General features: G+C 72.6%; 21 protein-coding genes and 1 riboswitch. Of the genes, 17 read left to right on the forward strand and 4 right to left on the reverse strand.

What is annotated here, in order from left to right:
• From ACFE86_RS06965 to ACFE86_RS06975, 3 genes are all read right to left on the reverse strand, one after another.
• On the reverse strand, positions 1-985 hold a 985-nt coding region (locus tag ACFE86_RS06965; RefSeq protein ID WP_375454601.1), incomplete at its 3' end, for an HlyC/CorC family transporter.
• 159 nt (positions 986-1,144) lie between these two features.
• Entirely contained in the window at positions 1,145-2,263 is a 1,119-nt protein-coding gene (gene aroB, locus ACFE86_RS06970; protein ID WP_375454602.1) for a 3-dehydroquinate synthase, read from the reverse strand.
• A gap of 8 nt (positions 2,264-2,271) precedes the next feature.
• Positions 2,272-2,877 carry a shikimate kinase gene (locus ACFE86_RS06975; RefSeq protein ID WP_375454603.1) on the reverse strand — a complete coding sequence of 202 codons (606 nt, stop codon included), beginning with the start codon at positions 2,875-2,877 and terminating at the stop codon, positions 2,272-2,274.
• 265 nt (positions 2,878-3,142) lie between these two features.
• Between ACFE86_RS06975 and ACFE86_RS06980 the strand changes: the two genes are divergently transcribed.
• The 6 genes from ACFE86_RS06980 to ACFE86_RS07005 all read left to right on the forward strand — a co-directional run bounded on the left by ACFE86_RS06980 (position 3,143) and on the right by ACFE86_RS07005 (position 11,066).
• Entirely contained in the window at positions 3,143-3,295 is a 153-nt protein-coding gene (locus ACFE86_RS06980) for a histidine kinase (protein ID WP_375454604.1), read from the forward strand.
• 62 nt (positions 3,296-3,357) lie between these two features.
• Positions 3,358-4,293, forward strand: coding sequence for a site-specific tyrosine recombinase XerD (locus tag ACFE86_RS06985; protein WP_375454626.1), 936 nt, complete (start codon positions 3,358-3,360; stop codon positions 4,291-4,293).
• 64 nt (positions 4,294-4,357) lie between these two features.
• Positions 4,358-5,584 carry an App1 family protein gene (locus ACFE86_RS06990; RefSeq protein WP_375454605.1) on the forward strand — a complete coding sequence of 409 codons (1,227 nt, stop codon included), beginning with the start codon at positions 4,358-4,360 and terminating at the stop codon, positions 5,582-5,584.
• A gap of 99 nt (positions 5,585-5,683) precedes the next feature.
• Entirely contained in the window at positions 5,684-6,856 is a 1,173-nt protein-coding gene (locus ACFE86_RS06995; protein WP_375454627.1) for a zinc-dependent alcohol dehydrogenase, read from the forward strand.
• An 84-nt stretch (positions 6,857-6,940) separates the two neighbouring features.
• Positions 6,941-7,138: riboswitch (cobalamin riboswitch) on the forward strand.
• Between the two features lie 294 nt (positions 7,139-7,432).
• A complete protein-coding gene (locus tag ACFE86_RS07000) occupies positions 7,433-9,634 on the forward strand; it encodes a TonB-dependent receptor (protein WP_375454606.1) in 2,202 nt (733 codons plus the stop codon).
• 1 nt (position 9,635) lies between these two features.
• Positions 9,636-11,066, forward strand: coding sequence for a PepSY domain-containing protein (locus ACFE86_RS07005; protein ID WP_375454607.1), 1,431 nt, complete (start codon positions 9,636-9,638; stop codon positions 11,064-11,066).
• Positions 11,067-11,551: 485 nt separating this feature from the next.
• Here the strand turns inward: ACFE86_RS07005 and ACFE86_RS07010 are convergent, their stop codons facing one another.
• Entirely contained in the window at positions 11,552-12,562 is a 1,011-nt protein-coding gene (locus ACFE86_RS07010) for a LysR family transcriptional regulator (protein WP_375454608.1), read from the reverse strand.
• A gap of 191 nt (positions 12,563-12,753) precedes the next feature.
• Between ACFE86_RS07010 and ACFE86_RS07015 the strand changes: the two genes are divergently transcribed.
• From ACFE86_RS07015 to ACFE86_RS07065, 11 genes are all read left to right on the forward strand, one after another.
• Positions 12,754-13,824 (forward strand): PotD/PotF family extracellular solute-binding protein, encoded by a 1,071-nt coding sequence (locus ACFE86_RS07015; protein ID WP_375454609.1) that lies wholly within the window; start codon positions 12,754-12,756, stop codon positions 13,822-13,824.
• A gap of 92 nt (positions 13,825-13,916) precedes the next feature.
• On the forward strand, positions 13,917-14,909 hold the full coding sequence (locus tag ACFE86_RS07020; RefSeq protein ID WP_375454628.1) for an ABC transporter ATP-binding protein: 993 nt from the start codon (positions 13,917-13,919) through the stop codon (positions 14,907-14,909).
• Positions 14,906-15,805, forward strand: a complete 900-nt coding sequence (locus ACFE86_RS07025; RefSeq protein ID WP_375454610.1) for an ABC transporter permease — start codon at positions 14,906-14,908, stop codon at positions 15,803-15,805. The genes ACFE86_RS07020 and ACFE86_RS07025 overlap by 4 nt, the downstream gene beginning before the upstream one ends.
• The gene (locus ACFE86_RS07030) at positions 15,802-16,608 is read left to right on the forward strand and encodes an ABC transporter permease (RefSeq protein ID WP_375454611.1); all 807 of its coding nucleotides are present in this window, start codon (positions 15,802-15,804) and stop codon (positions 16,606-16,608) included. The genes ACFE86_RS07025 and ACFE86_RS07030 overlap by 4 nt, the downstream gene beginning before the upstream one ends.
• Positions 16,605-18,104 carry an FAD/NAD(P)-binding protein gene (locus tag ACFE86_RS07035; protein ID WP_375454612.1) on the forward strand — a complete coding sequence of 500 codons (1,500 nt, stop codon included), beginning with the start codon at positions 16,605-16,607 and terminating at the stop codon, positions 18,102-18,104. Before ACFE86_RS07030 ends, ACFE86_RS07035 begins: the two co-directional genes overlap by 4 nt.
• A gap of 16 nt (positions 18,105-18,120) precedes the next feature.
• Positions 18,121-18,654 carry an ureidoglycolate lyase gene (locus ACFE86_RS07040; protein WP_375454613.1) on the forward strand — a complete coding sequence of 178 codons (534 nt, stop codon included), beginning with the start codon at positions 18,121-18,123 and terminating at the stop codon, positions 18,652-18,654.
• A 94-nt stretch (positions 18,655-18,748) separates the two neighbouring features.
• On the forward strand, positions 18,749-20,155 hold the full coding sequence (locus ACFE86_RS07045; RefSeq protein ID WP_375454614.1) for an FAD-binding oxidoreductase: 1,407 nt from the start codon (positions 18,749-18,751) through the stop codon (positions 20,153-20,155).
• Positions 20,152-20,748, forward strand: coding sequence for an NAD(P)H-dependent oxidoreductase (locus ACFE86_RS07050; protein WP_375454615.1), 597 nt, complete (start codon positions 20,152-20,154; stop codon positions 20,746-20,748). The genes ACFE86_RS07045 and ACFE86_RS07050 overlap by 4 nt, the downstream gene beginning before the upstream one ends.
• Before the next feature lie 129 nt (positions 20,749-20,877).
• Positions 20,878-22,392, forward strand: coding sequence for a class I adenylate-forming enzyme family protein (locus ACFE86_RS07055; protein WP_375454616.1), 1,515 nt, complete (start codon positions 20,878-20,880; stop codon positions 22,390-22,392).
• Positions 22,389-23,237 carry a creatininase family protein gene (locus ACFE86_RS07060; protein WP_375454617.1) on the forward strand — a complete coding sequence of 283 codons (849 nt, stop codon included), beginning with the start codon at positions 22,389-22,391 and terminating at the stop codon, positions 23,235-23,237. The genes ACFE86_RS07055 and ACFE86_RS07060 overlap by 4 nt, the downstream gene beginning before the upstream one ends.
• Complete coding sequence (locus tag ACFE86_RS07065) at positions 23,227-24,891, forward strand: CocE/NonD family hydrolase (RefSeq protein ID WP_375454618.1); 1,665 nt, start codon at positions 23,227-23,229, stop codon at positions 24,889-24,891. Before ACFE86_RS07060 ends, ACFE86_RS07065 begins: the two co-directional genes overlap by 11 nt.
• The last annotated feature ends 64 nt before the right edge of the window (positions 24,892-24,955 follow it).

Raw genomic sequence — 24,955 nt, forward strand, 5'->3', positions numbered from 1 at the left:
TCTCCTCCAGGATGTCCTCCAGGGTCACGAGGCCCATCACCTCGCCGTACTCGTCCACCACCAGCGCGAAATGGGTCTTCTTGGTGAGGAACGCCTTGAGCTGGTCGCGGAGCGAGGTCGTGTCGGGGACGAACCACGTCTCCAGCGCCAGCGCCTCGACCTTGAGCCCGGACGCATCGCCGCCGGCCGCGTCCAGCGCGCGGAGCAGGTCCTTGGCGTGGAGCACGCCGACGACGTTCTCGCTGGTGCCGCGCCAGAGCGGCATCCGCGTGTAGGGCGAGGCCAGCACCTCGCGCACGATCTCCTCGGACGGCAGGTCGGCGTTGATAATCCGCATCTTGGTGCGGTGGACCATCACCTCGGAGACGGTGAGATCCGAGAGGTCGAGCAGGCCGCCGAGCATGTCGCGCTCGGCTTTTGCCACGCCGCCCTCCCGGTGGAGCAGCGCCACCTGGCCCCGGATCTCCTCGGTGGCCGAGAGGATCGACTGGTGCTCGCCGATGGTGATCCCGAACGGGCGCAGCATCAGCCGGACCACGCTCTCGATGGCGATCGCCGCCGGGCCCATGACCGCCACCGCGAAGGCGACCGGCCGCGCCATCAGCAGGGCGGCCTTGTCGGGCTTGGAGATCGCCAGCGTCTTCGGCAGCACCTCGGCGAAGACGATGACCAGCACCGACATGCCCACGGTGGCGTAGATCACGCCGCTCTTGCCGAAGAGCGCGGTGAGCACGCTGGTGGTGAAGGCCGAGGCGCCGATCGCGACGATGTTGTAGCCGATCAGCATCGCGCCGATGAAGCGTTCGCGGATCGCCAGGATGCGGTTGACGATCCGTGCCCGCGGGTCGCCCGACTGCTCCAGGGAGTGCATCCGGGCGCGGGAGGCGGCGGTGAAGGCGGTCTCGGCACCCGCGAAGAAGGCCGAGAGCAGCAGCGAGATCACGACGATGATCGCGGCCAGCCAGAGGTCGGTGTGGGTTTCCATCGTGCCGTAGTTTCAAGCTGACGCCGTCGCGGCCGGCTCGGGATCGAGGCGCGACATCGAAAACTTCTCATAGGGGATTTCGTTTCGGATTGCCGCATCGTCTCGCGACGCCCGCACCGACCGGAGGTACGGCGCCGACACGGGGATCGCGCGGTCCGATCAGGCCGGGCGCAGTTCGTCCTCCAGGAACGCCCGCACCGCCGCCCGGTCGATCCCCGGGGCGATGAAGCTCCGGCCGATGCCGCGGGCGAGGATGAAGGTGAGCGCGCCGTCCTTCACCTTCTTGTCCTGGGCCATGGCGTCGAGGAGCGCGTCGGCATCGCCGCAGCCGCCCGGCACCGCTTGCAGCGTCGTCGGCAGGCCGGCCATGGCGAGGTGGTTGGCGACGCGCCCCGCATCCTGGCCGGGGCACAACCCGAGCCGGGCCGAGAAGCGGAAGGCCAGCGCCAGCCCGATCGCGACGCCCTCGCCGTGGACGAGGCGGGTGGAATCGTACCCGGTCAGGCGCTCCAGGGCGTGCCCGAAGGTGTGGCCGAGGTTGAGCAGGGCGCGCTCGCCGTCCTCGCGCTCGTCGCGCACCACCACGCCGGCCTTGGCGCGGCAGCAGAGCGCCACCGCCGCGTCGCGCTCCGGGCCGCCCGCGAAGATGCCGCGCCAATGCGCCTCGCACCAGTCGAAGAAGCCGGCGTCGGCGATCAGGCCGTACTTGGCCACCTCGGCGTAGCCCGCCCGCATCTCGCGCTCCGAGAGCGTGTCGAGGGTGCCCGTGTCGGCGAGCACGAGGCGGGGCTGGTGGAAGGCGCCGAGCAGGTTCTTGCCCAGCGGCGCGTTGATGCCGGTCTTGCCGCCCACCGAGGAATCGACCTGCGCGAGCAGGCTGGTCGGCACCTGCACGAGGCGCACGCCGCGCCGGAGCGTGGCGGCGGCGAAACCTGCCAAGTCCCCGACGACGCCGCCCCCGAGCGCCACCACGAGGTCGCCGCGCTCGATCCTGTGGGCGAGCAGGCCGTCGCAGACCGCGGCATAGCCGGCATAGGATTTCGAGGTCTCGCCGGGTGCGACGGCGACGAGCCCCGAGCGCAGCCCTGCGGATTCGAGGCTCGCGCGAAGCCCCTCGCCGTAGAGCGCCGCCACCGTCGTGTCGCTGACGATCGCCGCAGCCCGGCCGCCGAGCGCCGCCACGCGGGCGCCGGCGCCCGTGATCAGGCCGCGCCCGATCAGGATGTCGTAGTCCCGGCCCCGGTCGAGCGGGACGTGGACGGTGAGGTGGTCGGTCATCGCGTGCTTCACTGCGCGGCGACCGCGCGGGTCTCGTCGGCCGGGTGGAGATAGGCGTCGAGTGCCTCCAGGACGTCCTGCACCACGCGGTCGTGGGCGACGTCGCGGGACAAGGCCGTCACGTCGGAGCCGGCGTAGACCGGGTGGCGCAGGTTTATGAGGTCGCGCATCGTCGCCTCGGGGTTCTCGGTCTGCAGGAGCGGACGGTTGCCGCGCTTGCGCACGCGCCGCATCAGCACGTCGAGCTCGGCCTTCAGCCAGACCGAGACGCCGGATTCCGCGATCCGCGCACGGGTCGACTCGCGCATGAACGCGCCGCCGCCCGTGGCGAGCACCAGCGGGCCGGCCTTGAGCAGCCGGGCGATCACCCGCGCCTCGCCGTCGCGAAAGCTCGGCTCTCCGTAGATCGCGAAGATGTCGGGGATGGTGAGGCCGGCCGCGGCCTCGATCTCGATGTCGGCATCCTTGAAGATCAGGCCGAGCCGGCTCGCGAGCCTCCGGCCGACGGTGCTCTTGCCCGCGCCCATCAGGCCGACGAGCACGATCGAGCGCGACCCGAGGGCCCGGCGCAGGCGTGCCTCGATCGGTTCGCCGGCCGGTTCGGGCGTGGTCATCGGACGGCACTCGGCATGGTCGGCAGGATGTCGGGTCGGCGAGGGATCGACGGTGGATACGGCTCCGCGCCCGGGTCTTAGCGCGTTTCCGCATCCGCGCGAACCGGGTCCGGCGCACCGGTCCACCGGCGCAGGCGCATCCGGCCGGTGCTGTGGCGCGGCGGGCCTTGCCACCGCCGTGACGGCATGGTGGAACCCGGGTCGCCGCGGCGCGAGATCCCGCCTTCACCGTGCGGCGGCCGCGTGCCCCAGAGGTTCGACCGACGTGCCGACCCTGTTCCGATTCTTCGCCACCCTCGCGATCCTGGCGGGCCTCGTCTTCGCGGGGATGTTCGCCCTGGCGACCTTCGTGACACCGACGCCGCGGGAGATGAGCGTGACCATCCCGGCCGGCAAGCTCCAGCCTGGCGCCAAGTGACGCTGAGCACGACGCCGGACACGACGCCGGCGCGCGCGCGCGCCGGCGCCCCGCGGCCGGAGATCGTGGCCTATCTCGACATGCTCGCCGCCGAGCGGGGAGCGGCGAAGAACACGCTCGAGGCCTACCGGCGCGACCTCGACGATTATCTCGGGTTCCTCGGCGAGGCGGGCCTCGAACCCACGGAGGTCGCGGCGTCGAGCCTGCGCGCCTACGTCGCCGCGCTGGAGCCGCGCGGGCTGAAGCCGGCCTCGGCCGCGCGCCGCCTGTCCTGCATCCGCGGCTTCCACAGGTTCCTCTACGCCGAGGGGCTCGCCGAATCGGACCCGAGCGCGCCGGTCTCCGGCCCGCGCCGGGGCCGGGCGCTGCCGAAGGTGCTGTCGGTCGCCGAGGTCGACCGGCTGCTCGCCGTCGCGCGCGCGCAGGTCGAGGCGGCGGTCGCCGCGGAGGCCGCGGGGCAGGCCCGGCGTGCGAAGCGGATGCTGTGCCTGCTCGAACTGCTCTACGCCACGGGCCTTCGCGTCTCCGAACTGATCGCACTGCCGCGCGCGGCCGCCTCCACCCGCGAGCGGTACCTCGTGGTCCGCGGCAAGGGCGGCCGCGAGCGCCTCGTGCCGCTGACCGACCTCGCCCGCGCGGCGATGCGCGAGCACCTCGCCGCCTCGCCCGGCGGCGAGCGGTGGCTGTTTCCCGCCGACAGCGAGAGCGGCCACCTCACCCGGCAGGCCTTCGCCCGCGACCTCAAGGCGGCGGCCGAGGCTGCGGGCCTGCGGGCCGACCGGGTCAGCCCGCACGTGCTGCGCCACGCCTTCGCCAGCCACCTGCTCCAGAACGGCGCCGACCTGCGGATCGTGCAGGAACTGCTCGGCCACGCCGACATCGCTACGACGCAGATCTATACCCACGTCCTCGACGAACGCCTCAAGAGCATGGTCCGCGACCTCCACCCGCTGATGGACGAGGGGCCGTCGGACGCCGACGGCGTTCCCGACGCATGACGGGACGGATCGCGCTGGTGCGGCGTTGACCGTCGCGGGACGGTTCGGCACGGGGACGGCGGCGGTGGGCGGACGGCATTGGAGAACGGCGGCGCTCCGGGCGCTGAGGCTCGCCGCCAAGCCGGTCCGCCGTGCGCAGGGCCGCGGCGGCCTCGTGCTGGAGCCCTATCGCGGCTACGGCTCGCGCGAGGCGATCTTCCTGATCGGCCGCGTCTTCCGGCAATCGCACCCCGACCGTGCGCCCGGCGACGACGGCCTGCGCACGCACCTGCGCGACATCGCCCGGCGCATCGCGCGGCGCTCGCTTCCGGGCGCTGCCGTCACCGCCCGGTTCGGCGGCGCCGAGGTCCGCGTCGAGACCGACCGGGACGGCTACTTCCGCGTCCACCTGCATCCCGTCACGCTTCCCCCAGGGGACGCCGGCTGGCACGCGGTCGATCTCGTGCTGGAGGTCGAGCCGCCGGTGCGGGCGGTCGGACAGGTCTTCGTCCCGCCGGGGATTGCGGGCTGCGTCGTCGTCAGCGACATCGACGACACCGTGATGCGCACCGGCGTCGCCAACAAGGCGAAGATGCTCTGGCGGCTGTTCGTGGAGGATGCCGGGAGCCGCGTCGCCTTCCCCGGCGTCGCCGCGCTCTACCGCGCGCTCTACGTCGGCCCCGACGGGACCCAGGCCAACCCGATGCTCTACGTCTCGCGCGCGCCCTGGGGCCTCTACGAGATGCTGTCGGCGTTCTTCACGATCCACGGCATTCCGGTCGGCCCGGTGCTGTTCCTGCGCGAGTGGGGCCTGTCGTGGAAAAGCCCTCTCCCCCGTCGGGCGGAGGACCACAAGCGCGCGCTCATCGCGCACATGCTGGCGCTCTACAGCGACCGGCCCTTCGTGCTGATCGGCGACAGCGGGCAGCACGACCCGGAGGTGTACGGCCGGATCGTCGCCGAGAACCCGGGCCGGGTGCGCGCGGTCTACATCCGCAACGTCTCGCGCGAGGTCGCCCGGATCGCCGAGATCGAGCGGCTGGCCGACGCCGTCGCCGCGGCCGGCAGCCGCCTCGTCATCGCCGCCGACAGCACAGCGATCGCCGTGCACGCGGCCGGCCTCGGCCTGATCGCGCCGGAGGCGGTGGCGCGGGTCGCGGCCGAGCGCGCGGCGGAGGGCGAGCCCCGCCCCGCGGAGGCCGCCGTGGCGGCACCGGAAGACCTCGGCGCGGTGCTGGGCGGCGGGGAGGCGGGGACGCCGCCCAGCGTCGTGCTCGACGTGGAGCCCGCGCGCGGGACGGCCGGGCCGTAGGGCATTTTCCGGCGAGCCGGAACTTGGCCATAGCCCCGCGGCGTTCTCCGACGAGCGCCATCGTCGATGGCGCCCGATCACGGCGCGAGAGACAAGCTCATGAAGGCCCTGTGCTGGCACGGCAAGAACGACATCCGCTGCGACACGGTCCCGGACCCGCGGATCGAGGACGCGCGCGACATCATCCTCAAGGTCACCTCCTGCGCGATCTGCGGCTCGGACCTCCACCTCATGGACGGCCAGATGCCGACGATGGAAGCGGGCGACGTGCTCGGCCACGAGTTCATGGGCGAGGTCGTCGAGGTGGGCCAGGGCTTCACCAAGTTCCGCAAGGGCGACCGCGTCGTCGTGCCGTTCAACATCAATTGCGGCGAATGCCGCCAGTGCAAGCTTGGTAACTGGTCGGTCTGCCAGCGCTCGAACCGCAACGCCGCGATGGCGGCGGCGCAGTTCGGCTACACCACAGCCGGCCTGTTCGGGTACTCGCACCTCACCGGCGGCTACGCCGGGGGCCAGGCCGAGTACGTGCGCGTGCCGATGGCCGACGTCGCGCCGATGAAGGTGCCCGAGGGCATGGACGACGAGTCGGTCCTGTTCCTCAGCGACATCCTGCCCACCGGCTGGCAGGGCGCCGAGCATTGCGAGATCAAGGGCGGCGAGATCATCGCGATCTGGGGCGCAGGCCCGGTCGGGCTGTTCGCGATCCAGTCGGCCAGGATCATGGGCGCGGAGCGCATCATCGTCATCGAGACGATCCCTGAGCGCATCGCGCTGGCGAGGAAGTCGGGCGCCACCGACATCATCGACTTCAAGACGGAGGACGTGTTCGAGCGGATCAAGGAGATCAGCAAGGGCGAGGGTGCGGACGCGGTGATCGACTGCGTCGGCATGGAGGCGTCGGCCGGACATGGCATCACCGGCGTGCTCGGCGCGATCCAGGAGAAGCTCACCGCGACGCAGCGCCCCTACGTGCTGAGCGATGCGATCCGGGCGGTGCGGCCCTGCGGCATCGTCTCGGTGCCCGGCGTCTACGGCGGCCCGGTGCCGGTCGACATGGGCTCGATCGTGCAGAAGGGCTTGACGCTCAAGAGCGGCCAGACCCACGTGAAGCGTTACCTCGAGCCGCTGACCAAGCTGATCCAGGAGGGCCGGTTCGACATGACCTCGATGATCACGCACCGCTCCACGGAGCTTGCAGACGGCCCCGACCTCTACAAGGCGTTCCGCGACAAGAAGGACGGCTGCGTGAAGGTGGTGTTCCACCCGAACTGAGCGCCGGTTCGCACCGGCCGCGGACCGCGAAGCCCGCGCGCCGCGGCCGATGTGCTCGCCCGTGTTGACTCCCGTCCGCGCCGGCGCCTAACTGGACGCGGCGGTTCCCCTCGGGGATCAAAAGGGAACGCGGTGAGGGGCTTGCTCCGATGCCGCGGCTGCCCCCGCAACTGTAAGCGGCGAGCCCTCCATCAGCACGTCACTGGGTCTCTTGCGCCTGGGAAGACGATGGGGGGCGGCGACCCGCGAGCCAGGAGACCTGCCGTCAGTCGTGGTCACACGCGAAACGCGTCGGGCGGGGTGCTCCGGCGGGTGTCGGGACGCGTCGGCGCGAGCCGGGGCGGCACGGCTTCGTTCGCGGTGACGTGCCACCACGCGCGTCCGCACGTCCGTTCCCATGCCCGATCCCACCGCGCGTCACGCGTCCGTCCGCATCTGTGGAGGCCACAGGCCCGCGCACGATGACGGCCGCTTCACGCACGAGCGGCCTCGCGATTGTAACATTGTTACATTCGTCATAGGTTCGGGTCCGGGCCGGCCGTCGCGCCGCACCGCCAGAGCCGAAACCGCCGGACCATGCCCGATCCCCGTCCCATCCTCCGCCCTGTGGGCGGACGCGCCACCCTGCGCCTGCTGCTGCTCGCGGCCGCCCTCGGCGCCTCCGGCGCCCATGCTCTACAGGCGGCAACCGGTGTTCCGCCGACCAGCGTGCTCCTCGACACCCTCTCGGTGGAAGGCGACGGCGTCGGCCTGACCCGAGCCGCACCCATCGGCCTGAACCTGCGCACGCCGGACCGTGGCGCGAGCCGCCTCGGCCTGACGCCGCTGGAGACGCCCGGCAGCCTCGACATCATCGCCGGGGAGACCGTGCGCCTGCGCGGCCAGGACACGATCGCGGACGCCGTGACGCAGAACGGCACCGGCATCACCACCATCGCCTCGCCTGGCAACGGCAACGGCGCCTTCACATCCCGCGGCTTTGCCGGCCCGAACTCGATCCAGCAGCTCTACGACGGCACGCGGATGTACGTCGGCGCCAACACGGTGACGTTCCCGTTCGACACCTGGAACGTCGAGCGCATCGAGGTGCTGCGCGGCCCGGCCTCGGTGCTCTACGGCGACGGCGCCATCGGCGGCGTCATCAACGTGGTGCCGAAGAAGCCGACGTTCACGCCGATCAACGTCGTGCGCGCCGGCCTCGGCACCGATGGCATCGCGCGGCTGGCGCTCGATTCAGGCGGCCCGATCGGCGACGCGGTGGCCTACCGCCTCAACATCAGCGGCAACCGCGCCGGCGGCTGGATCGACCCGGTGGGCGACTTCCGCAACCTCGCGGTCTCGGGCGCGATCCTGCTCCAGGCGACGCCGGACCTCGCCTTCACCGTGAGCCACGACCTCGGCTACCAGGAGCCGGCCCGCTACTGGGGCACGCCGCTGGTGAACGGCCGCATCCCGGATGCCATCCGCTTCAACAACTACAACGTCCGCGACGCCAAGATCACCTGGGCCGACAACTGGACCCAACTGAAGACCGAGTGGACGCCGACCGCCGACATCACCGTGCGCAACACCGCCTACCGGCTCCAGAGCCGGCGCCACTGGCTCGACGTGGAGCAGTATGCGTTCAACCGCGGCACCGGGCGGATCGACCGCAGCGACTACCTGGAGATCTATCATCAGCAGGAGCAGGTCGGGAACCGCTTCGACGCCGCCTTCCGCGGCAGCCTGTTCGGGTTCCGCAACGAATTCCTGGCGGGCTTCGACGTGAACCACATCGATTTCCGCCACACCAACAACTTTTATTTCGACCAGACCACGAGCGTTCCGCCGACCAACTACGATCCGGGCTTGTTCCCGGTGAACGGCCGCGCACGGCCGGCCTACGCCACGCAGACCGACCAGGCCTCGGTCTTCGCCGAGGACCGCCTGATCCTCACGGAGAGACTCTCGCTGCTGACGGGCGTGCGCTACGACGCGCCCACCCTTCAACGCGAAAACCTTGTCACCGGCGACAGGTTCGAGAAGAGCTTCCAGGGGCTCGGCTACCGCTTCGGGCTGGTGTTCAACCCGACGCCGGACACCGCGCTCTACGCGCAGTACGCCACCGCCACCGACCCGGTGAACAGCCTCATCACCCTCTCGCAGTCGCTGGCCGGCTTCAGGCTCGCCACCGGCGAGCAGGTCGAGGTCGGCGCCAAAGGGGTGTTCCTCGAGGGTAAAGGCGAGTGGACGCTCGCCGGCTACCGCATCGTCAAGGACAACCTGATCTCGAACGTGCCGGGCCAACTGAGCGTGGCGACGCAGGTCGGCCGGCAATCCTCGCTCGGCGTCGAGGCGGCGCTGTCGTTCCAGGTGACGCCGCTGTGGCGGGTCGATGCCAACTTCGCGCTTCTCAGGGCCCAGTACGACGCCTTCGACCAGACCGTGAACGGCGCCGTGGTCTCCTACGCCGGACGCCAACCGATCGACGTGCCCGAGCGCGTCGCCAACGCCTGGATCAACTACGCCTTCGCACGGGACTGGGAGGCGCGGGTCGGGTTCCAGTACGTCGGCACGGTCTACAGCGACTTCGGCAACCTCGCCCGGCGCCCGGCCTACGGGCTGGTCAACCTCGGCCTCGACCATCAGGTCACGCCGGCCTCGCGCCTGTCGCTGCGGGTCTTCAACCTGTTCGACAAGGTCTACGCGATCAGCGGCAACGCGGTGGACGGCGTCGGCACCAACTGGCTGCTCGGGCGCCCGCGTTCGGTCGAGCTCGCCTTCACGACGGCGTTCTGAGATGGCGAGCGCGCGCCGCATCGCGGGGACGGGCAGGCGCTGGCTGCGTCTCGGCCACCGCTGGCTCGGCATCGTCACCGGCCTGTTCTTCGCGATGTGGTTCGCATCCGGGCTGGTGATGATGTACGTCGCCTTCCCCGCGCTCACCGAGGCCGAGCGCCGCGCCGCCCTGCCGCCGATCGCCTGGGAGCAGGTGCGCGTGCCGCCGGACGCGGCGCTGGCCGGCGAGGAACGCTTTCCCCGCGCCCTCGCCCTGTCGATGCGCGGGCCGGAGCCGGTCTACCGCATCACCGGCTGGGACGGCGCGCGCCGCACGCGCTCGGCCCAGGACGGCCGGGTGCTCGGGGCGGCGAGCCCGGAGGACGCGGTCGCGGTCGCGCTGCACGACCCGCGCGCGGTGCGCCCGCAGGTCCTCGACACGGTCGGGCGCGACCAGTGGTCGGTGGTCGCGCGCTACGACCCGCTGCGCCCGTTCCACCGGGTCGCGCTCGGCGACGCCGCCGGGACCGTGCTCTACGTCTCCGAGTCCACCGGCGAGGTCGCGCTGGACACCAGCCGGCACGAGCGGGCCTGGAACTGGCTCGGAGCGGTCCCGCACTGGCTCTACCTCACGCCGCTGCGCGCGCAGGCGGCGCTGTGGCGCGACGTGGTGCTGTGGGTCTCCGGCCTCTGCATCGCCGGCGCGGGAAGCGGCTTCGTCCTTGGGCTGCTGCGCCTGCGCGCACCCTACCGCGGCTGGGCGCGCTGGCATCACATCGGCGGCCTGGCCGGCGGGCTGGCGCTCATGAGCTTCATCGTCAGCGGCTGGCTCTCGGTGAACCCGAACCGGTGGTTCTCCCCGCGCACCCCGACGCCGGCGATGCTGGAGCGTTACGCCGCCGCGCCCGGCCCGCGCGCCGGCCTCGACCTCGCCGCGATCCGGGCCGGCGCCTGCGCCGACGCGGTCGAGGTGCGCCTGGCCTGGCTCGGCGGCGCTCCGCGCTCCGTCACCGTCTGCCGCGGCGGCGAACACGCCGGCGCGCCGCCCACCGTCGACGGCCTCGTCGGGGCCGCACGCCGCCTCCTGCCCGACGCCGCCCTCGTCGGCGCCGACCTGCTGCGGGAGGCGGACGCGTACTGGTATTCGCACCACCAGGAGCGCCCGCTGCCGGTGCTGCGCGTGGCCTTCGACGACCCGGCCGCGACGTGGTTCCACATCGATCCCGATACGGGCGAGGTCCTGGACCGGCTCGACCGCTCGGGCCGGGTCAACCGCTGGGCGTTCAACCTGCTCCACAGCTTCGATCTCGGCCCCCTCGTGCGCCACCGCCCCGCCTGGGACGCCGTCGTGATCCTGCTTCTCGCGGCGGGCGCGGTGATCGCCGTGTCCGGCGTGGTGCTCGGCTGGCGCCGGCTGCGGCGCGGACGCCCGCTGCCGATCGCGGCGGGATGACGCCGCGCTTCACCCTTGCGCCCGGTCCTGGCTACGATCGCGTGCGAGGGCGCGCCGCGGGCCCTTCGAGGAACGATCCGCGGGAGGAAGCGAGCATGGGCGGCAACGTCCGCGTCGGCCTGGAGGACAGCCAGAGGTGGCTCGGTTTGTGTGAGCAGCAGCGTCAAGAAGGCGAATCAGGATATCCGCAGCTTCACGAAGGCGGAAGCCCTCACGATCCTGAAGACGGCGGCAGGTGAGGCCGACCCGGTGCGCCGTTGAGTCCCTTGGCTGTGCGCCTACTCGGGCGCTCGCCTGTCCGAGGTGTGCCAGCGGAGTGTCCGGTATCGAGGCGCATCTTCCCACCGGCGGCCTGCGCTAGATGTTCAGTCCGGCATTTGATGTGTCCGACCGAGCCTGAAGCGATGCGGCATGGTCGTCGGCGCGCCGTGATCGACGGGTTGCGTACTGCGTCCAGGGCGGTCGATGCCGGCGCGACGACGGCGTTAGGCGCGGGACGGGCCGCCCGCCGTCAGACCCGAATACGGGGCCTGCGCCGCCCGCGGCCCGGCCGTCCGGCAGTCGATCCGCTGGAAGTCGGCGGCGACGCCGCGCAGAACCTGCCGGAGCCAGGCGTGCGACGGGGACACGTGCTTGCACTCGTGCCAGAGCATGTAGAAGTCCATGCTGGACAGTTCCTCGGGCGCGTCGAGCACCGCGAAGGGGAACATCTGCGCGTAGTGCTCGGCGAAGGGCCGGCCGGTGGTGAACATCAGGTCCGATTCGATGATGATCGGCGGCACCAGGGCATATTCGGGCGTCGTCGCCGCGATGCGCCGCGACAGCCCGAGTTCGAGCAGCCGCCCGTCGATCGGGCTCAGCGCGGCCGACTGCACCGGCGTCGGCGAGATGTGGCGCTGCCGCAGGTAGAGGTCGAGGGACAGCGGCGCGACCTGCTGCGCCAGGGGGTGGCGGGGCCCGACCATGCAGACGATGTCGGTCGACAGCAGCGGCGCGATGCGCAGGTCGGCCGGCGGGCGCGGCCAGTTCCCGATGACGAGGTCGACCTCGCCGCGGGCCAGCAGCGCCGCGAAATCCTCGATGCGCGGCATCGGACACAGGTCGACGGTGGCCGCCGGCGCGTGGCGGCCGATCTCCCGGACGATGCGCGGGATCAGGATCGCGCCGAGGCAGTTCGCCGCCACGATCCGGAAGCAGCGGCTGCTCACGGCGGGGTCGAAGCGCGGGCTCGGCGAGAGCGTCGCGTCCATCTCGTCGATCAGGCGCCGCACGGTCTCCTTGAGCGCGAGGCCGCGCTCCGTCGGCACCAGCGCGCTGCCCGTCCGCACCAGCAGCGGATCGCCGATCAGGCCGCGCAGGCGCTTGAGCGTGAGGCTGACCGCGGGCTGGCTCTGGCCGAGGATCTCGGCCGTGCGCGACACGCTGCGCTCGGTCAGCAGGATGAGGAGCGTGCGCATCAGGCGCACGTCGAGCGCGCCGTTCGTGCCGCCGGACATGCGCGCCGCCCTCCCTGTGGCCGGGCCGGGTCCCGATGCGCCGCTGAGGGGCATCTTCCGTGCCAGATGCCGGACGCTGGCCGGCGTCCCTTAAGGCCGCGCCAATGGCGGCCATAGGGCCGGGCCCATAGGCGCCCGCGCCGAACGGTGCGAGCCTTACGGCCGGACGATCTCGATGATGGGATGACGCCGTGATCACTCTGACCCGCAGGCACATGCTGTCGACGCTGGCCGCGTCGCCCCTGATCCTCGGCCCAGCCGGCGCCGCCCGGGCGAAGGTCGCCGACGTGACCTGGGCGACCTGGGAGAGCAACGGCAAGGCCGAGTACACCAACACGTTCGAGGGCCGGACGGGGGTGAAGGTGCGCCGCTCGTTCCTGACGAGCGAGGACGCGCAGTTCGCCGCCCTGAAGTCCGGCGCGGGCGTCGACTGGGACTTCCTCAACCCCTCGCTCAACGGCAGCTCGCGCTACGTCAAGGGCGGCGTGCTCAAGGCGCTCGACCTCGCGAAGGTGCCCAACGCCGCCCGGATGTACGACGCCTTCCAGGGCCAGGACCGCATCAAGGGCGCCGACGGCCGGACCTACATGATCCCCTACCTCTGGGGCCTCAACCCGATCGTCTACCGCGCCGACCGCCACGAGAAGGAGCCGGATTACGGCACTCTGTTCGACCCGAAGTACAAGGGCCAGCTCGCCATGCGCGACTACGCCCTGGAGGCGATCGCCATCGCCGGCCTGCACATGGGCATCGACCGCGCCAAGGTGTTCACGATGTCGGGGCCCGAGCTGGCTGAGGCCAAGAAGGTCCTGGTCGCGCAAAAACCCCTGCTGCGCACCTACTGGCAGTCGATCGGCGACCTCACCAACCTGTTCGCCACCGGCGAGGTCACCTGCGCGTTCTCGTGGCGCGTGCCCTACGACGTGCTCAAGGACACGATGAAGATGGGCATGGCCAAGCCCGCGGCCGGCATCATGGGCTGGTGCGACTGCTTCGCCATGCCGGCCGGCATCTCCGACGAGCGGGCCGAGATCGGCCTCGCCTTCGCCGACTACCTCCTCGGCCCCGATTACGGGCTGGCGGTGGCCAGGGGCGGGAACTACGCCACGACCACCCCGGTGATCCGCGACCAGCTCACGCCCGCCGAGCAGGCCTCGATCTTCGTGAACGACATGGGAATCATGAAGGACTTCCTCTGGCCCGTCGCCCCGCCGAACTACGCCGACTGGCTCAAGGCGTGGAACGAGGTCAAGGCGAGTTGATCGGCGCTGCGGCGCTCACGCGGGCCGAGGCCGGGGCGGGGCTGCCGCCGCTGCTCTCGGCGCGCGGATTGGTGAAGCGCTACGGCGCCACCATGGCGGTCGCCGGCTGCGACCTCGACCTACCCGAGCGCGCCTTCACCACGCTACTCGGGCCCTCGGGCTGCGGCAAGACCACGATCCTGCGCATGATCGGAGGGTTCGAGGCGCCGGATGCGGGCAGCCTCGTGCTCGGCGGCCGGTCGCTTGCCGGCGTGCCGCCCGAGCGGCGCCCGGTCAACACCGTGTTCCAGAGCTACGCCCTGTTCCCCCACCTGACGGTGGCCGACAACGTCGCGTTCAGCCTGCGCCTGCGCCAGCGCGGCGGCGACGTCGCCAGGCGGGTGGCGCGGACCCTCGACGACGTGCGGCTCGGCGACCTCGGCCACCGCTACCCGCACGAACTCTCCGGCGGCCAGCAGCAGCGCGTCGCCGTGGCGCGCGCGATCATCGCCGAGCCGCAGCTCCTCCTCCTCGACGAACCGCTCTCCGCCCTCGACCGGAAGATGCGGCTCCACCTCCAGACCGAGCTGAAGGACCTCCAGCGGCGCCTGCAGATCGCCTTCGTCTACGTGACGCACGACCAGGAGGAGGCGTTCGCCCTCTCGGACCTGATCGTCCTGATGAACGAGGGCCGCATCGCGCAATGCGCCGCGCCGCAGGAGATCTACGCGCGCCCGGCCAACGCCTTCGTGGCCGACTTCATCGGCGGGGCGAGCCTGATCCCGGTTCAGGTCCGCGCGGCGTCGCACGGGCGCGCCGACCTCGACACGCCCTTCGGCCCCGTCGCCGCCCCGGCGGCGGCCGGGCTGGCGCCGGGCGCGGCCGCGGTCCTCGTGGTCCGGCCCGAGCACCTCGCGCGCGCTCCAGGCGCGCCGGCGATCCGCGCGCACGTCACGCACGTGGCTTACAAGGGCGAGCGCTACGACGTGGAGGCGCAGGCGCAGGGCGTGCCGCTCCGCTTCAGCCTCGCCGAGCCGCCCGCGCGCGGGGACACGGTCGGCCTCGTCCTCGACGAGGCCCGCACCTTCGTGACGCACGCCGCATGACGGCGCCGCCGCAACGCGGACGCCGCCGCCTCGGACGTCGCCACCTGGCTTGGCCGGTCGCGGCGTTCCTCGGCATCGCCTGCATCCTGCCGGTGCTGCTGCTCGTCGTCTTCAGCGGCTTCGAGGTCGACGAGGACACGTTCCAGATGGTGCCGGCGCTGTCCGGCCGGGCCTGGGCCGAGTTCATGCGCAACCCGGCCTACGGATCGCTGATCGGCAAGGCCGTGACCTACGGGCTCTCGACGGCCGCCCTCGCGGCGCTGCTCGGCTACCCGCTGGCGCTGGCGGTCGTGCGGCTTCCGGCCTCGTGGAAGGGCGTCGCGCTGATCGTGCTGCTCACCCCGCTCTACACGGGCGACATCGTGCGGGTCTACGCGTGGCGGGTGATGCTGGGGACCGAGGGCCTGGTGAACGCCGTGCTCCTCGGCCTGCACATCGTCGACCGGCCGGTGCAGGCGCTGCTGTTCACGCCCTTCGCGACGCATCTGGTACTGCTTTACAACACCCTGCCGTTCATGGTCCTGGCGATCTGGGTGTCGGCAGAGCGCATCGACCGGCGCCTGCTCGAGGCGGCGCGCGACCTCGGCGCCCGCCCGCTCCAGGCCTTTGCGCGGGTGACGCTGCCGCTGACGACGCCGGGCCTGGCCGCGGGCGCGCTCGCGGTGTTCGCCCTCTCGGCCGGGGACCTCACCACCCCGAGCCTGCTCGGCGGGACGTCCGGCGCCACGGCGATGGCGACGATCGACAACCTGTTCGGCACCGCCTTCGACTGGCCGCTCGCCGCGGTCGTCGCCCTCGTCCTGCTGGCCGCGCTGCTGGCGTCGGCGGTCGCGATGGCCGGCGCCGTGCTGGCGCTCGGGCGCGGGCGCGCGGCCCGTCCGGGGCGGTCGCCATGAGCCGCGCGCGGGGCCTCCTCCTCGCCGTCGGATGCGTGTTCCTCTACCTGCCGGTGGCGGTCCTGGCGCTGTTCGCGTTCAACGATTCGGCGCTGATGGTGTTTCCGCTCAAGGGCCTCACCCTGCACTGGTTCGCGGTGCTCGGCCGCAACACGCTGTTCCAGGAGGGCTTCGTCACAAGCCTGCTCATCGCGCAGCCCGTGGGCGTCGCCAGCGCCGGCCTCGGCCTCGTCGCGGCGCTGGCGGCGACGGGGCGGCCGTTCCGCGGCCGGCGCCTGTTCATCGCGATGCTGCTGGTCCCCTTCCTCGTGCCCAAGACCGTGCTGTCGGTGGCGCAGGCGATCCTGATGAGCCGCGTCGGGCTGCCGCGCGGCTACCTCGCGCTCGCCGCCGCCGAGACCCTGGTCATCCTGCCCTTCACCACGGCGATGATCGCCGCCGTGGTGATCCGGATCGACCCGCGCCTCGACGAGGCGGCGCGCGACCTCGGCGCGAGCCCCTGGCAGAGCTTCCGCCTCGTGCTGCTGCCGCAGTTGCGGGGCGTCCTCGGCGCGGCCTACACGGTGGGCGTCGTCCTGTCGCTGGCCGAACTCACCATCACGCAGTTCCTGTCGGGCCGCGTCCAGCCGCTCTCGCTCATCGTCGCCTCGCAGTTCAGGCGCGAACTGACCCCCGACCTCAACGCCGTGCAGGTCGTGGTGCTCGCCCTCACCCTGACGCTCGTGGTCGTCACCGAGACGTGGCGGCGGCGCAACCTGCGGCGGGCGGCCACGCCGGCCGGACGGACATCGGAGGCGGCATGAGCACCGTCCGGCCCGCCCGCGACCCCCGCACCTCGATCGCCCCTTCGATCGCCCCTTCGGCCCTCGACCGGCTGACACAGACCGTGCGCGAGGAGATCGCCCTGCTCGCCTATCCGGACAGGCCGTGGGTGGCGCCCGCCGCGGGTCCCGACGGCGGGACCGCCCTTGACGTGCTCATCGTCGGCGCCGGTCAGTCGGGCCTGCTGACGGCCGCTGCCCTGAAGCGGGAGGGCGTCGTGCGGACCCACCTCGTCGATGCGGCGCCGCCGGGCCTGGAGGGGCCGTGGCTCAGCTTCGCCCGGATGCATGAACTGCGCTCGCCCAAGGTCACGGTCGGGTCGGAGTTCGGCCTGCCCAACCTCGGCCTGCGCCGCTGGTTCGAGGCCCGCCACGGCCGCGCGGCCTGGGAGGCGGTCCAGCGTGTGCCGCGCACCGACTGGGCGGCCTACCTCGCCTGGTACCGCGCGGTCTGGGACCTCTCCGTCGAGAACGGGACGCAGGTCGAGGACATCCGGCCGGCCGGCGCGCTCCTGGCCGTGGCCTGCCGCTCGGGCGCCGGCCTGCGGACGCGCTACGCCCGCCTCGTGGTCCTGGCCACGGGCAGCGACGGCGCCGGCGGCTGGCGGGTCCCGGCCGTCGTCGCCGACGGGCTCCCGGCCTCGCGCTACGACCACGCGAACGGGCCGATCGACCTCGCCCGCCTCGCCGGCCGGCGGGTGGGCGTCCTCGGCCACGGGGCGTCCGCCTTCGACGCGGGCGTCGCCGCCCTCGAGGCCGGGGCGGCCTCGGTGGACCTCTGCTTCCGGCGGGCTCGGCTGCCGCGCGTCAACCCGCACCGCGCCATCGAGACGGCGGGGATGATGACCCACTACCCCTCGCTTCCCGACAGCTTGCGCTGGCGGATCGCGCGGCACTTCCGGGCGGTCGACCAACCGCCCGCCCGGCACAGCTTCGAGCGTGCCACCGCGATGCCGGGCTTCCGCCTGCACTGCGCCGCCCCCTGGCTCGCCGTGGGGATGGAGGGCGACGCGATCCGCGTCGAGATCCCGGACGCGACCCTGCGCTTCGATCACGTCATCGCCGCGACCGGCCAGGCCGTCGATTTGGCGGCGCGCCCCGAACTGCGCAGCCTGCACCCGCGCGTCGCCCGCTGGGGGGACCGCTACGCGCCGCCGCCCGGCGAGGCGGATGCGCGCCTGGCGCAGTTGCCCTATCTCGGGCCGGCCTTCGAGTTCCTGCCGCGCGATCCCGGCGCCGACGACTGGGTGCGCCGGGTCCACGCCTTCAGCAGCGCGAGCACGGTCAGCCACGGGCCGCACGCGACGTCGATCGCCGGGCACCGGCACGCGCTGCCCCGCCTCGTGCGCGGCCTGACGCGGACGCTGTTCCTGGCGCAGGCGGACCACATCCTGCCCGAACTCCGGGCGTATTCCGAGCCCGACCTGTCGATTCCCGACGACTTCGAGGACACGCACGGCCGCGCGCCGCGCCACTGATCGAGGAGACTTCATCATGACCGAGACCTCTGCCACGACCTCTGCCGCCGGAACGCAGGTCCGCGACCTCGCGATCGAGCCCCTGACGGCGGAGGCCTTCGCGCCGTTCGGCACGGTCATCGCGGCCGGCGAGGACGGTGCGCCGTTCGGCCCCGGCGACGCCCAGCTCGTGCTGAATCAGGGCACGCCGCGCTTCTACATCATGCGGATCCCCGGCCGCGGCCTGACGATCGGCGGCATCACCCGCCACCGTAGGGTCACGCAGGCGCTGGCCTCCGTCGGCGGCGAGCCGTGGGTGGTGGCGGTGGCACCGCCGATCGCCGTAGAGGATGCGGCGGCCGAACCGACGCTGGCCGACATCCGCGCCTTCCGCATCCCCGGCGACGTCGCGATCATGCTCCATTGCGGCGCGTGGCATGCCGGCCCGCTGTTTCCCGAGGGCGAGCTGCGCAGCTTCTTCAACCTGGAACTCGCCGACACCAACGTCGTCGACCACCAGAACTGCATCCTGACGCAGACCTACGGCACCGCCCTGCGGCTCGTCGGATGAGGTGCGTGCGGGAGACGGTCCGACCGTGCCGCCGGCGCAGAGCCCCGATGGGATCGACGCCGAAGGCTTCCGAACCCGAGAGAAAGGCCCCCAGATGAGCCAGACCGCACACGACCGTCCGGGCGCGGGCCGCCCGTCCGCCGAATCCGTGGCCGCCCTCCGGGCGGACCTCTCCGGCCGCGTCGCCCTCGTGGAGGAGCCGGCGCGGGTGAGGAAGCGCAGCCGCGACTTCTTCTGGTATTCGCCGGTGCTGAACGGCCAGCTCGACGGCCTGTCGGCCGACATCCTGGCCGAAGCCTCCAGCGAGGCCGACGTGGTGGCGGTGGCCAGCGCCTGCGCCCGGCACCGCGTGCCGCTCACCGTGCGCGGCGGCGGCACCGGCAATTACGGGCAGGCGGTGCCGCTGCACGGCGGCGTCGTCCTCGACGTGTCAGGCCTCGACACCGTCGAATGGCAGCGCGGCGAGGGGAACGACGGCGTGGTCCGCACCGGCCCCGGCATCCGCATGAACAAGCTCGACGAGGCCCTGCGCCCGAGCGGGCTCGAGCAGCGGATGCATCCCTCGACCAAGCGCACCGCGAGCATCGGTGGCTTCGTCGCCGGCGGCTCGGGCGGCATCGGCTCGGTGAACTACGGGCAGTTGCGCGAGCGCGGCAACATCCGCGCGGCCCGCGTCGTCACCCTGGAGGCCGAGCCGCGCATCCTCGAACTCACCGGCGACCGGGTGCACGGCATCGCGCACGCCTACGGCACCACCGGCATCGTCACGGCGCTGGAGATGCCGCTGGCGCCGATCCGGCCGTGGATCGACGTGATCGCCGCCTTCGACGACGTGCTCGCGGCGGCCGAATGCGGCCTCGCGGTCGGGCGCGACCAGGGCATCGTCAAGAAGCTCATCACGCCGATCGCCTGGCCGATCCCGGGCTGGTTTCCGCAGCTCGGCGCCGCCTGCCCGGAGGGTGCCGCGATCCTGATCGCGATGATCGCCGAACCGTCGCTGCCCGCCTTCCGCGCGACGGTCGCCGCCATGGGCGGCACCCTCACCCACGAGCAGCCCCTCGAGGACGGGCCGGGCCGCGTGCCGCTCTACGAATACACCTGGAACCACACCACGCTGCAGGTGCTCAAGGCCGACCGCGGCTACACCTACCTCCAGAGCCTGCACCCGGCCGACCGGCTGATGGAGAGCGTGGCCGAGATCGACGCGCTGTTTCCCGGCGAGGTGTTCACCCATCTCGAACTCATCGAGTTCGCGGGCAAGCTCACCTATGCCGGCCTGCCGGTGCTGAAATATTCCGACCCGGAGCGCCTCGACGCGATCACCGCGGCGCACGAGGCGCGCGGCGTGTGGATCGCCAATCCGCACGTCTTCACCCTGGAGGACGGCACCCGCCACAAGCGCGCCGAGACCGACCAGCTCGGCTTCAAGCGGGACGTCGACCCGGCCGGGCTGATGAACCCGGGCAAGATGCGCACCTTCACGCCGGCGCAGACGCCATGAGCACGCGGCGAAACATCCTCTACGTCTACTGTCACCCGCTGCCCGAGAGCTTCCACGCGGCGATCCGCGCGGCGGCGCTCGATGGCTTGCGCGAGGCGGGGCACGCCGTCGACCTCCTCGATCTCTATGCCGAGGGCTTCGATCCGGTGCTATCGGCCGAGGGCCGGCGCCACTATCACGACGTCGCCGTGAACCGGCGCGGGCTGGAGGATTACGTCGCGCGCCTCAAGGCGGCCGACGCGCTGGTGCTGCAATTCCCGACCTGGTGCTTCGGGCCGCCGGCGATGCTCAAGGGGTTCGTCGACCGCCTGATGATGCCCGGCGTCGCCTTCGACCTGTCGGACCCGCGCCATGTGCGGCCCACGCTCGACAACATCGGGCGCATCGTCGGCATCGTCACCTACGGCCGCCCGCGTTGGACGGCCATCGCGATGTCGGACCCGCCCAGGCGCCTCGTCACGCGCTACCTGCGCTGGTTCGCGGCCGCCAGGGCCAGAGCCGACTACATCGCCTTCTACCACATGAACACGGCCACCGACGCACGGCGCAAGCGCTTCCTGGCGGATGTCCGCACGCGGATGGCGCGGCTGTGAGCCCGACGATCTTCGACCCATCGCCCCTCGCCCTCACGTCCGGACCCGGAGGTACGGTGAAGGCGCTTTGCCGTGCCGCCGCGGGATGAGGATGCGAGCCGGTATGAACGACAACCAGGAGACCCGCCCATGCTGATGCACCGCCTGCTCACCCTCGGCGCCGAGCGCCACGCCGACCGGCCGGCCCTGCACTGGGTCGACCGCGACCGCGGCCTCACCTACGCGCAGGCGGTGGACGCCATGGAACGGATGGCCGGCGCCCTGCACGACCTCGGCGTCGCCAAGGGCGACCGCGTCTCGGTCTTCGCCCATAACGGCCTCGACTACCTCGTGGCGATGCTCGGCACCTGGCGCATCGGCGCGATCTCCGCCCTGGTGAACGTGAAGTTCGCCGACGAGCTGACCGATTACCTCGCCGACCACACCCCGAGCGTCGTCATCTACACCCATGACATGGAGGGGCCGGTGAAGGCCGCGATGGCGGCGGTCCCGTCGATCCGCCACCGCCTGTGCATGGACGGACCCCAGGACGGCGCCCTCTCGCTCCCGGATTTGATGGCCGCCGCTCTCGCCGCCCCGCCCGATCCCGGCGACGAGGGGGCGATGGCGCATCTCTCCTACACCTCGGGCACCACGGGCAAGCCGAAGGGCGCCTGCCTGTCCCACGAGCCGACGGTGCGCGCCGCCCGCTGCATCGGCGAGCGGCTGGGCTTGCGCGCCCACGACGTCTCGTTCGGTCCCTCCGCCCTGTCGAGCTCCTACCAGCTCGTGGCCAACATCCTGCCGCCGCTGGCGGTGGGCGCCAGCCTCAACGTGATGGGCCGCTGGACGCGGCAGACCGGCTACGACGCGCTCCTGGCGCGCGGCGCCACGATGCTGGTGGCCAACCCGCCGATCCTCGACGAGGTGCTGCGCGAATCGCAGGCGCGCGGCGGCCCGCCGCCGGCCCTGCGGCTCAGCGTCTCAGGCGGCGGCCCGGTGCCGCCCCAGCTCAAGGCCGCGTGGCGCGACGAGCTGCGGCTGCCCCTGGTGGAGAGCTACGGCCAGAGCGAGCTCGGCGGCTTCGTCGGCCTCGGCTATCCGGAACCGGAGCCCGACGACGCGCGGCTCGGCCGCGTCGGGCCGCCGCTGCCGGACAAGGAGGTGCGCATCCTCGGCCCCGACGACCGCGTCCTGCCGGCGGGCGAGATCGGCGAGATCACGGTGACGGGCGGCTTCATGGCGGGCTACTGGAACCGGCCCGAGAAGACGCACGAGGCGACCCGCGGCGGCGTGCTGCGCACCGGCGACCTCGGGCTGATCGATTCCGACGGCTTCGTCACCCTGCGCAGCCGGCGCTCCGAACTCGTCGAGGTGGCCGGCCGGCTGTGGTATCCGCGCGACGTGGAGGAGGCGCTGATGGCGCAGCCGGGCGTCGCGCTCGCCGCCCTCGTCGGCCTGCCCGATTCCGGTCTCGGCCAGCGCCCCGTCGCCTTCGTCGCGCCCGCGCCCGGCGCGTCCCTCGACCCGGCCGCGCTGAAACACGCCATCGCCGGCGCGGTGGCCTACGACCTCGGCCACCTCGACATCCGGGTCGTCCCCGACATGCCGATGACCCCCACCGGCAAGATCGCCAAGGCCGACCTGAAGGCCGCCGCCGCATGAGCGCGGCGATGAACCCGCCGATGGACCCGGCTTGGCCGTCGCGCTGGTGGTGGGACCTGACGACGGCGCAGTTCGCCCGCCTCGACTGGTCGGACCTCGTGGCGATCCTGCCCGTGGCGGCGGTGGAGCAGCACGGGCCGCACCTGCCCGTGCGGGTCGATGCGGCGATCAACGCCGGCATCGTCGCCCGCGCCGTCGCTCTGATGCCCGACGAGCTCTCCGCCCTCGTGCTGCCGATGCTGCCCGTCGGCAAGTCGAACGAGCACCTGAGCTACCCCGGCACCCTGAGCCTGTCCCACGAGACCCTGGCGCGCGTGTGGATCGAGGTGGCCGAGAGCGTCCACCGGGCGGGCTGCCGGCGCATCCTGTTCCTCAACAGCCATGGCGGCCAGCCGCAGGTGATGGAGATCGTGATCCGCGAGTTGCGGGTGCGGCTCGGGATGCTCGCGGTCGGCTGCGGCTGGAGCGGGATCACGCGGAAGGACGACCTGTTCTCCGCGACCGAGCGCCGCCACGGCATCCATGGCGGCGAGATCGAGACCAGCGTGATGCGCCATCTCCACCCCGACCTCGTGGCGATGGAGCACGCAGCGGATTTCGTGCCGTACTCGGTGGAGCTCGAAGCGCAGGGCGGCCTGCTCACGCCGGAAGGTGCGGTCGGCTTCGGCTGGATGGCGCAGGACCTCCACCCCGCCGGCGTCAGCGGCAACGCGGCCGCGGCCGACGCCGCGCGCGGGGCCGAACTCGTCGAGCGGGCGGCACGCGCCGTGGTCCGGCTCACGGCCGAGATCGCGGCCTTCCCGCTCCACCGCCTGACGCAGGGGACGGCGTTCGATGCCGGCTGACGCGAGGCTAGCCGTCGCCGACCCGGAGACCGTCCGGCTCAGGTTGCGCGACGGCACCGAACTCGCCGCCGACATCCATCGGCCGGCGGGGCCGGGCCGGTATCCGGTGCTGCTCATGCGCCAGCCCTACGGCCGCGCGATCGCCTCGACCCTGACGCTGGCCCACCCCGCCTGGTACGCCGCGCACGGCTACGTCGTGGTGGTGCAGGACGTGCGCGGGCGCGGCGACAGCGGGGGCGCCTTCCGCCTGTTCGAGACGGAGGCCGAGGACGGCGCCGAGACCCTGGCCTGGGCGGCGGATCTCCCCGGAAGCACCGGGCAGGTGGCCACCTACGGCTTCAGCTACCAAGCGGTGACGCAGTTCCTGGCGCTGGCCGGTGCCGCGCGCGCCGGCACCAAGCGGCCCGACGCGATGGTGCCGTCCATGGGCGGCTGGACGATCCGCGACGACTGGGCCTTCACCGGCGGCGCCTTCGGCCTGTCGGGTAACCTCGGCTGGGCCTGCCAGATGGGCGCCGAGGCGGCGCGCCTCGCCGGCGATGCCGAGGCCTTCGCGGCGCTTGGCGCGGCGGCCCGCGGCGCCCCGTGGGGCGGCCCGGTTCCCGCCCGGCCGGAGGTTCTGGCCCGCTACGCTCACCACACCCACTACGCCGACTGGCTCGCCGATGCGGCCGCGACCTGGGACGCCATCGCCCCATCGCGAAACCTCGCCGGCCACGCCCTCGACGTGCCAGCCCTCCATGTCGGCGGCTGGCAGGACTTCCTGCTGGAGGGCACGCTCGGCGCACATGCCGCTTTCGTAAAGGATGCTTCTTTCGCGAAGGGTCCGGCCCGGCAGCACCTCCTCGTCGGCCCCTGGGCCCATTCGCCGTGGGGCTCTCGCGTCGGCGGCGTCGACCTGGGGCGCCAGGCGATCAGCGATGTCGACGCGCGCACGGTGGCGTTTCTCGATCACGTCCTCAAGGGCCGCGGAGCGGCGCAACCGGCCGTGCGCCTGTTCGATGTCGGCGCGCGCGCGTGGCTCGACCTGCCGGAATGGCCCGATCCGGCGCCGACGCCGCTCTATCTCGCCTCCGACGGCCTCGCCGCTACCGCCTCCGGCGGCGGCCTCGAGCGCGCTCCGGGGCGTGCCGGAACCGATCACCTCGTCCACGATCCGTGGCGGCCCGCACCCATCCTCGGCGGCGCGTGGGGCATGCCGGCGGGGCACCAGGACCGCGCCGCCCTCGACGACCGCTCGGACGTGGCGGTCTACACGTCGCCGCCGATGACGGTACCCTGCCGCCTCGCCGGCTGGGTCGAGGCGGAGGTCCATGTCGAGACGCGGGCCGCGAGCCACGACCTGCACGCGACGCTGAGCGTGGTGGGGCTGGACGGGAGGGCGATCACCCTCACCGCCGGGCATCTGCGCGTGTTCGATCCCGCCGCGCCGGGCCCGCGCCGCATCGCCCTGCGCGCGGCCTGCTGCACGCTGCAGCCCGGCCAGCGCCTGCGCCTCTCGCTCCAGGCCGCCGCGTGGCCCGCCTTCGCCGTCAATCCGGGCACGGGCGCCGCACCGGAGGCGGTGGGCCCGCAGGACGCGCGGGTCATCACCCTGGCGATCCGCCATGGCGCCGACCGGCCCTCACGTCTGTTGCTGCCGTTCCTCGGCTGAAACCGGCGCGTCCGATCCCCCGCCTGCGCCCTGCTCGATGTCCGGCTCCCCGCCAATCCCGGAT

Origin of the sequence: uncultured Methylobacterium sp., from assembly GCF_964244095.1 — a bacterium.
Taxonomy (GTDB): domain Bacteria; phylum Pseudomonadota; class Alphaproteobacteria; order Rhizobiales; family Beijerinckiaceae; genus Methylobacterium.

Bases quoted from the DNA above. Each gene is read 5' to 3' on its own strand.
- aroB (WP_375454602.1), bottom strand. From the start codon at position 2,263: ATGACCGACCACCTCACCGTCCACGTCCCGCTCGACCGGGGCCGGGAC.
- ACFE86_RS06975 (WP_375454603.1), bottom strand. From the start codon at position 2,877: ATGACCACGCCCGAACCGGCCGGCGAACCGATCGAGGCACGCCTGCGC.
- ACFE86_RS06995 (WP_375454627.1), top strand. From the start codon at position 5,684: ATGAAGGCCCTGTGCTGGCACGGCAAGAACGACATCCGCTGCGACACG.
- ACFE86_RS07000 (WP_375454606.1), top strand. From the start codon at position 7,433: ATGCCCGATCCCCGTCCCATCCTCCGCCCTGTGGGCGGACGCGCCACC.
- ACFE86_RS07005 (WP_375454607.1), top strand. From the start codon at position 9,636: ATGGCGAGCGCGCGCCGCATCGCGGGGACGGGCAGGCGCTGGCTGCGT.
- ACFE86_RS07010 (WP_375454608.1), bottom strand. From the start codon at position 12,562: ATGTCCGGCGGCACGAACGGCGCGCTCGACGTGCGCCTGATGCGCACG.
- ACFE86_RS07020 (WP_375454628.1), top strand. From the start codon at position 13,917: ATGGCGGTCGCCGGCTGCGACCTCGACCTACCCGAGCGCGCCTTCACC.
- ACFE86_RS07025 (WP_375454610.1), top strand. From the start codon at position 14,906: ATGACGGCGCCGCCGCAACGCGGACGCCGCCGCCTCGGACGTCGCCAC.
- ACFE86_RS07030 (WP_375454611.1), top strand. From the start codon at position 15,802: ATGAGCCGCGCGCGGGGCCTCCTCCTCGCCGTCGGATGCGTGTTCCTC.
- ACFE86_RS07035 (WP_375454612.1), top strand. From the start codon at position 16,605: ATGAGCACCGTCCGGCCCGCCCGCGACCCCCGCACCTCGATCGCCCCT.
- ACFE86_RS07040 (WP_375454613.1), top strand. From the start codon at position 18,121: ATGACCGAGACCTCTGCCACGACCTCTGCCGCCGGAACGCAGGTCCGC.
- ACFE86_RS07045 (WP_375454614.1), top strand. From the start codon at position 18,749: ATGAGCCAGACCGCACACGACCGTCCGGGCGCGGGCCGCCCGTCCGCC.
- ACFE86_RS07050 (WP_375454615.1), top strand. From the start codon at position 20,152: ATGAGCACGCGGCGAAACATCCTCTACGTCTACTGTCACCCGCTGCCC.
- ACFE86_RS07055 (WP_375454616.1), top strand. From the start codon at position 20,878: ATGCTGATGCACCGCCTGCTCACCCTCGGCGCCGAGCGCCACGCCGAC.
- ACFE86_RS07060 (WP_375454617.1), top strand. From the start codon at position 22,389: ATGAGCGCGGCGATGAACCCGCCGATGGACCCGGCTTGGCCGTCGCGC.
- ACFE86_RS07065 (WP_375454618.1), top strand. From the start codon at position 23,227: ATGCCGGCTGACGCGAGGCTAGCCGTCGCCGACCCGGAGACCGTCCGG.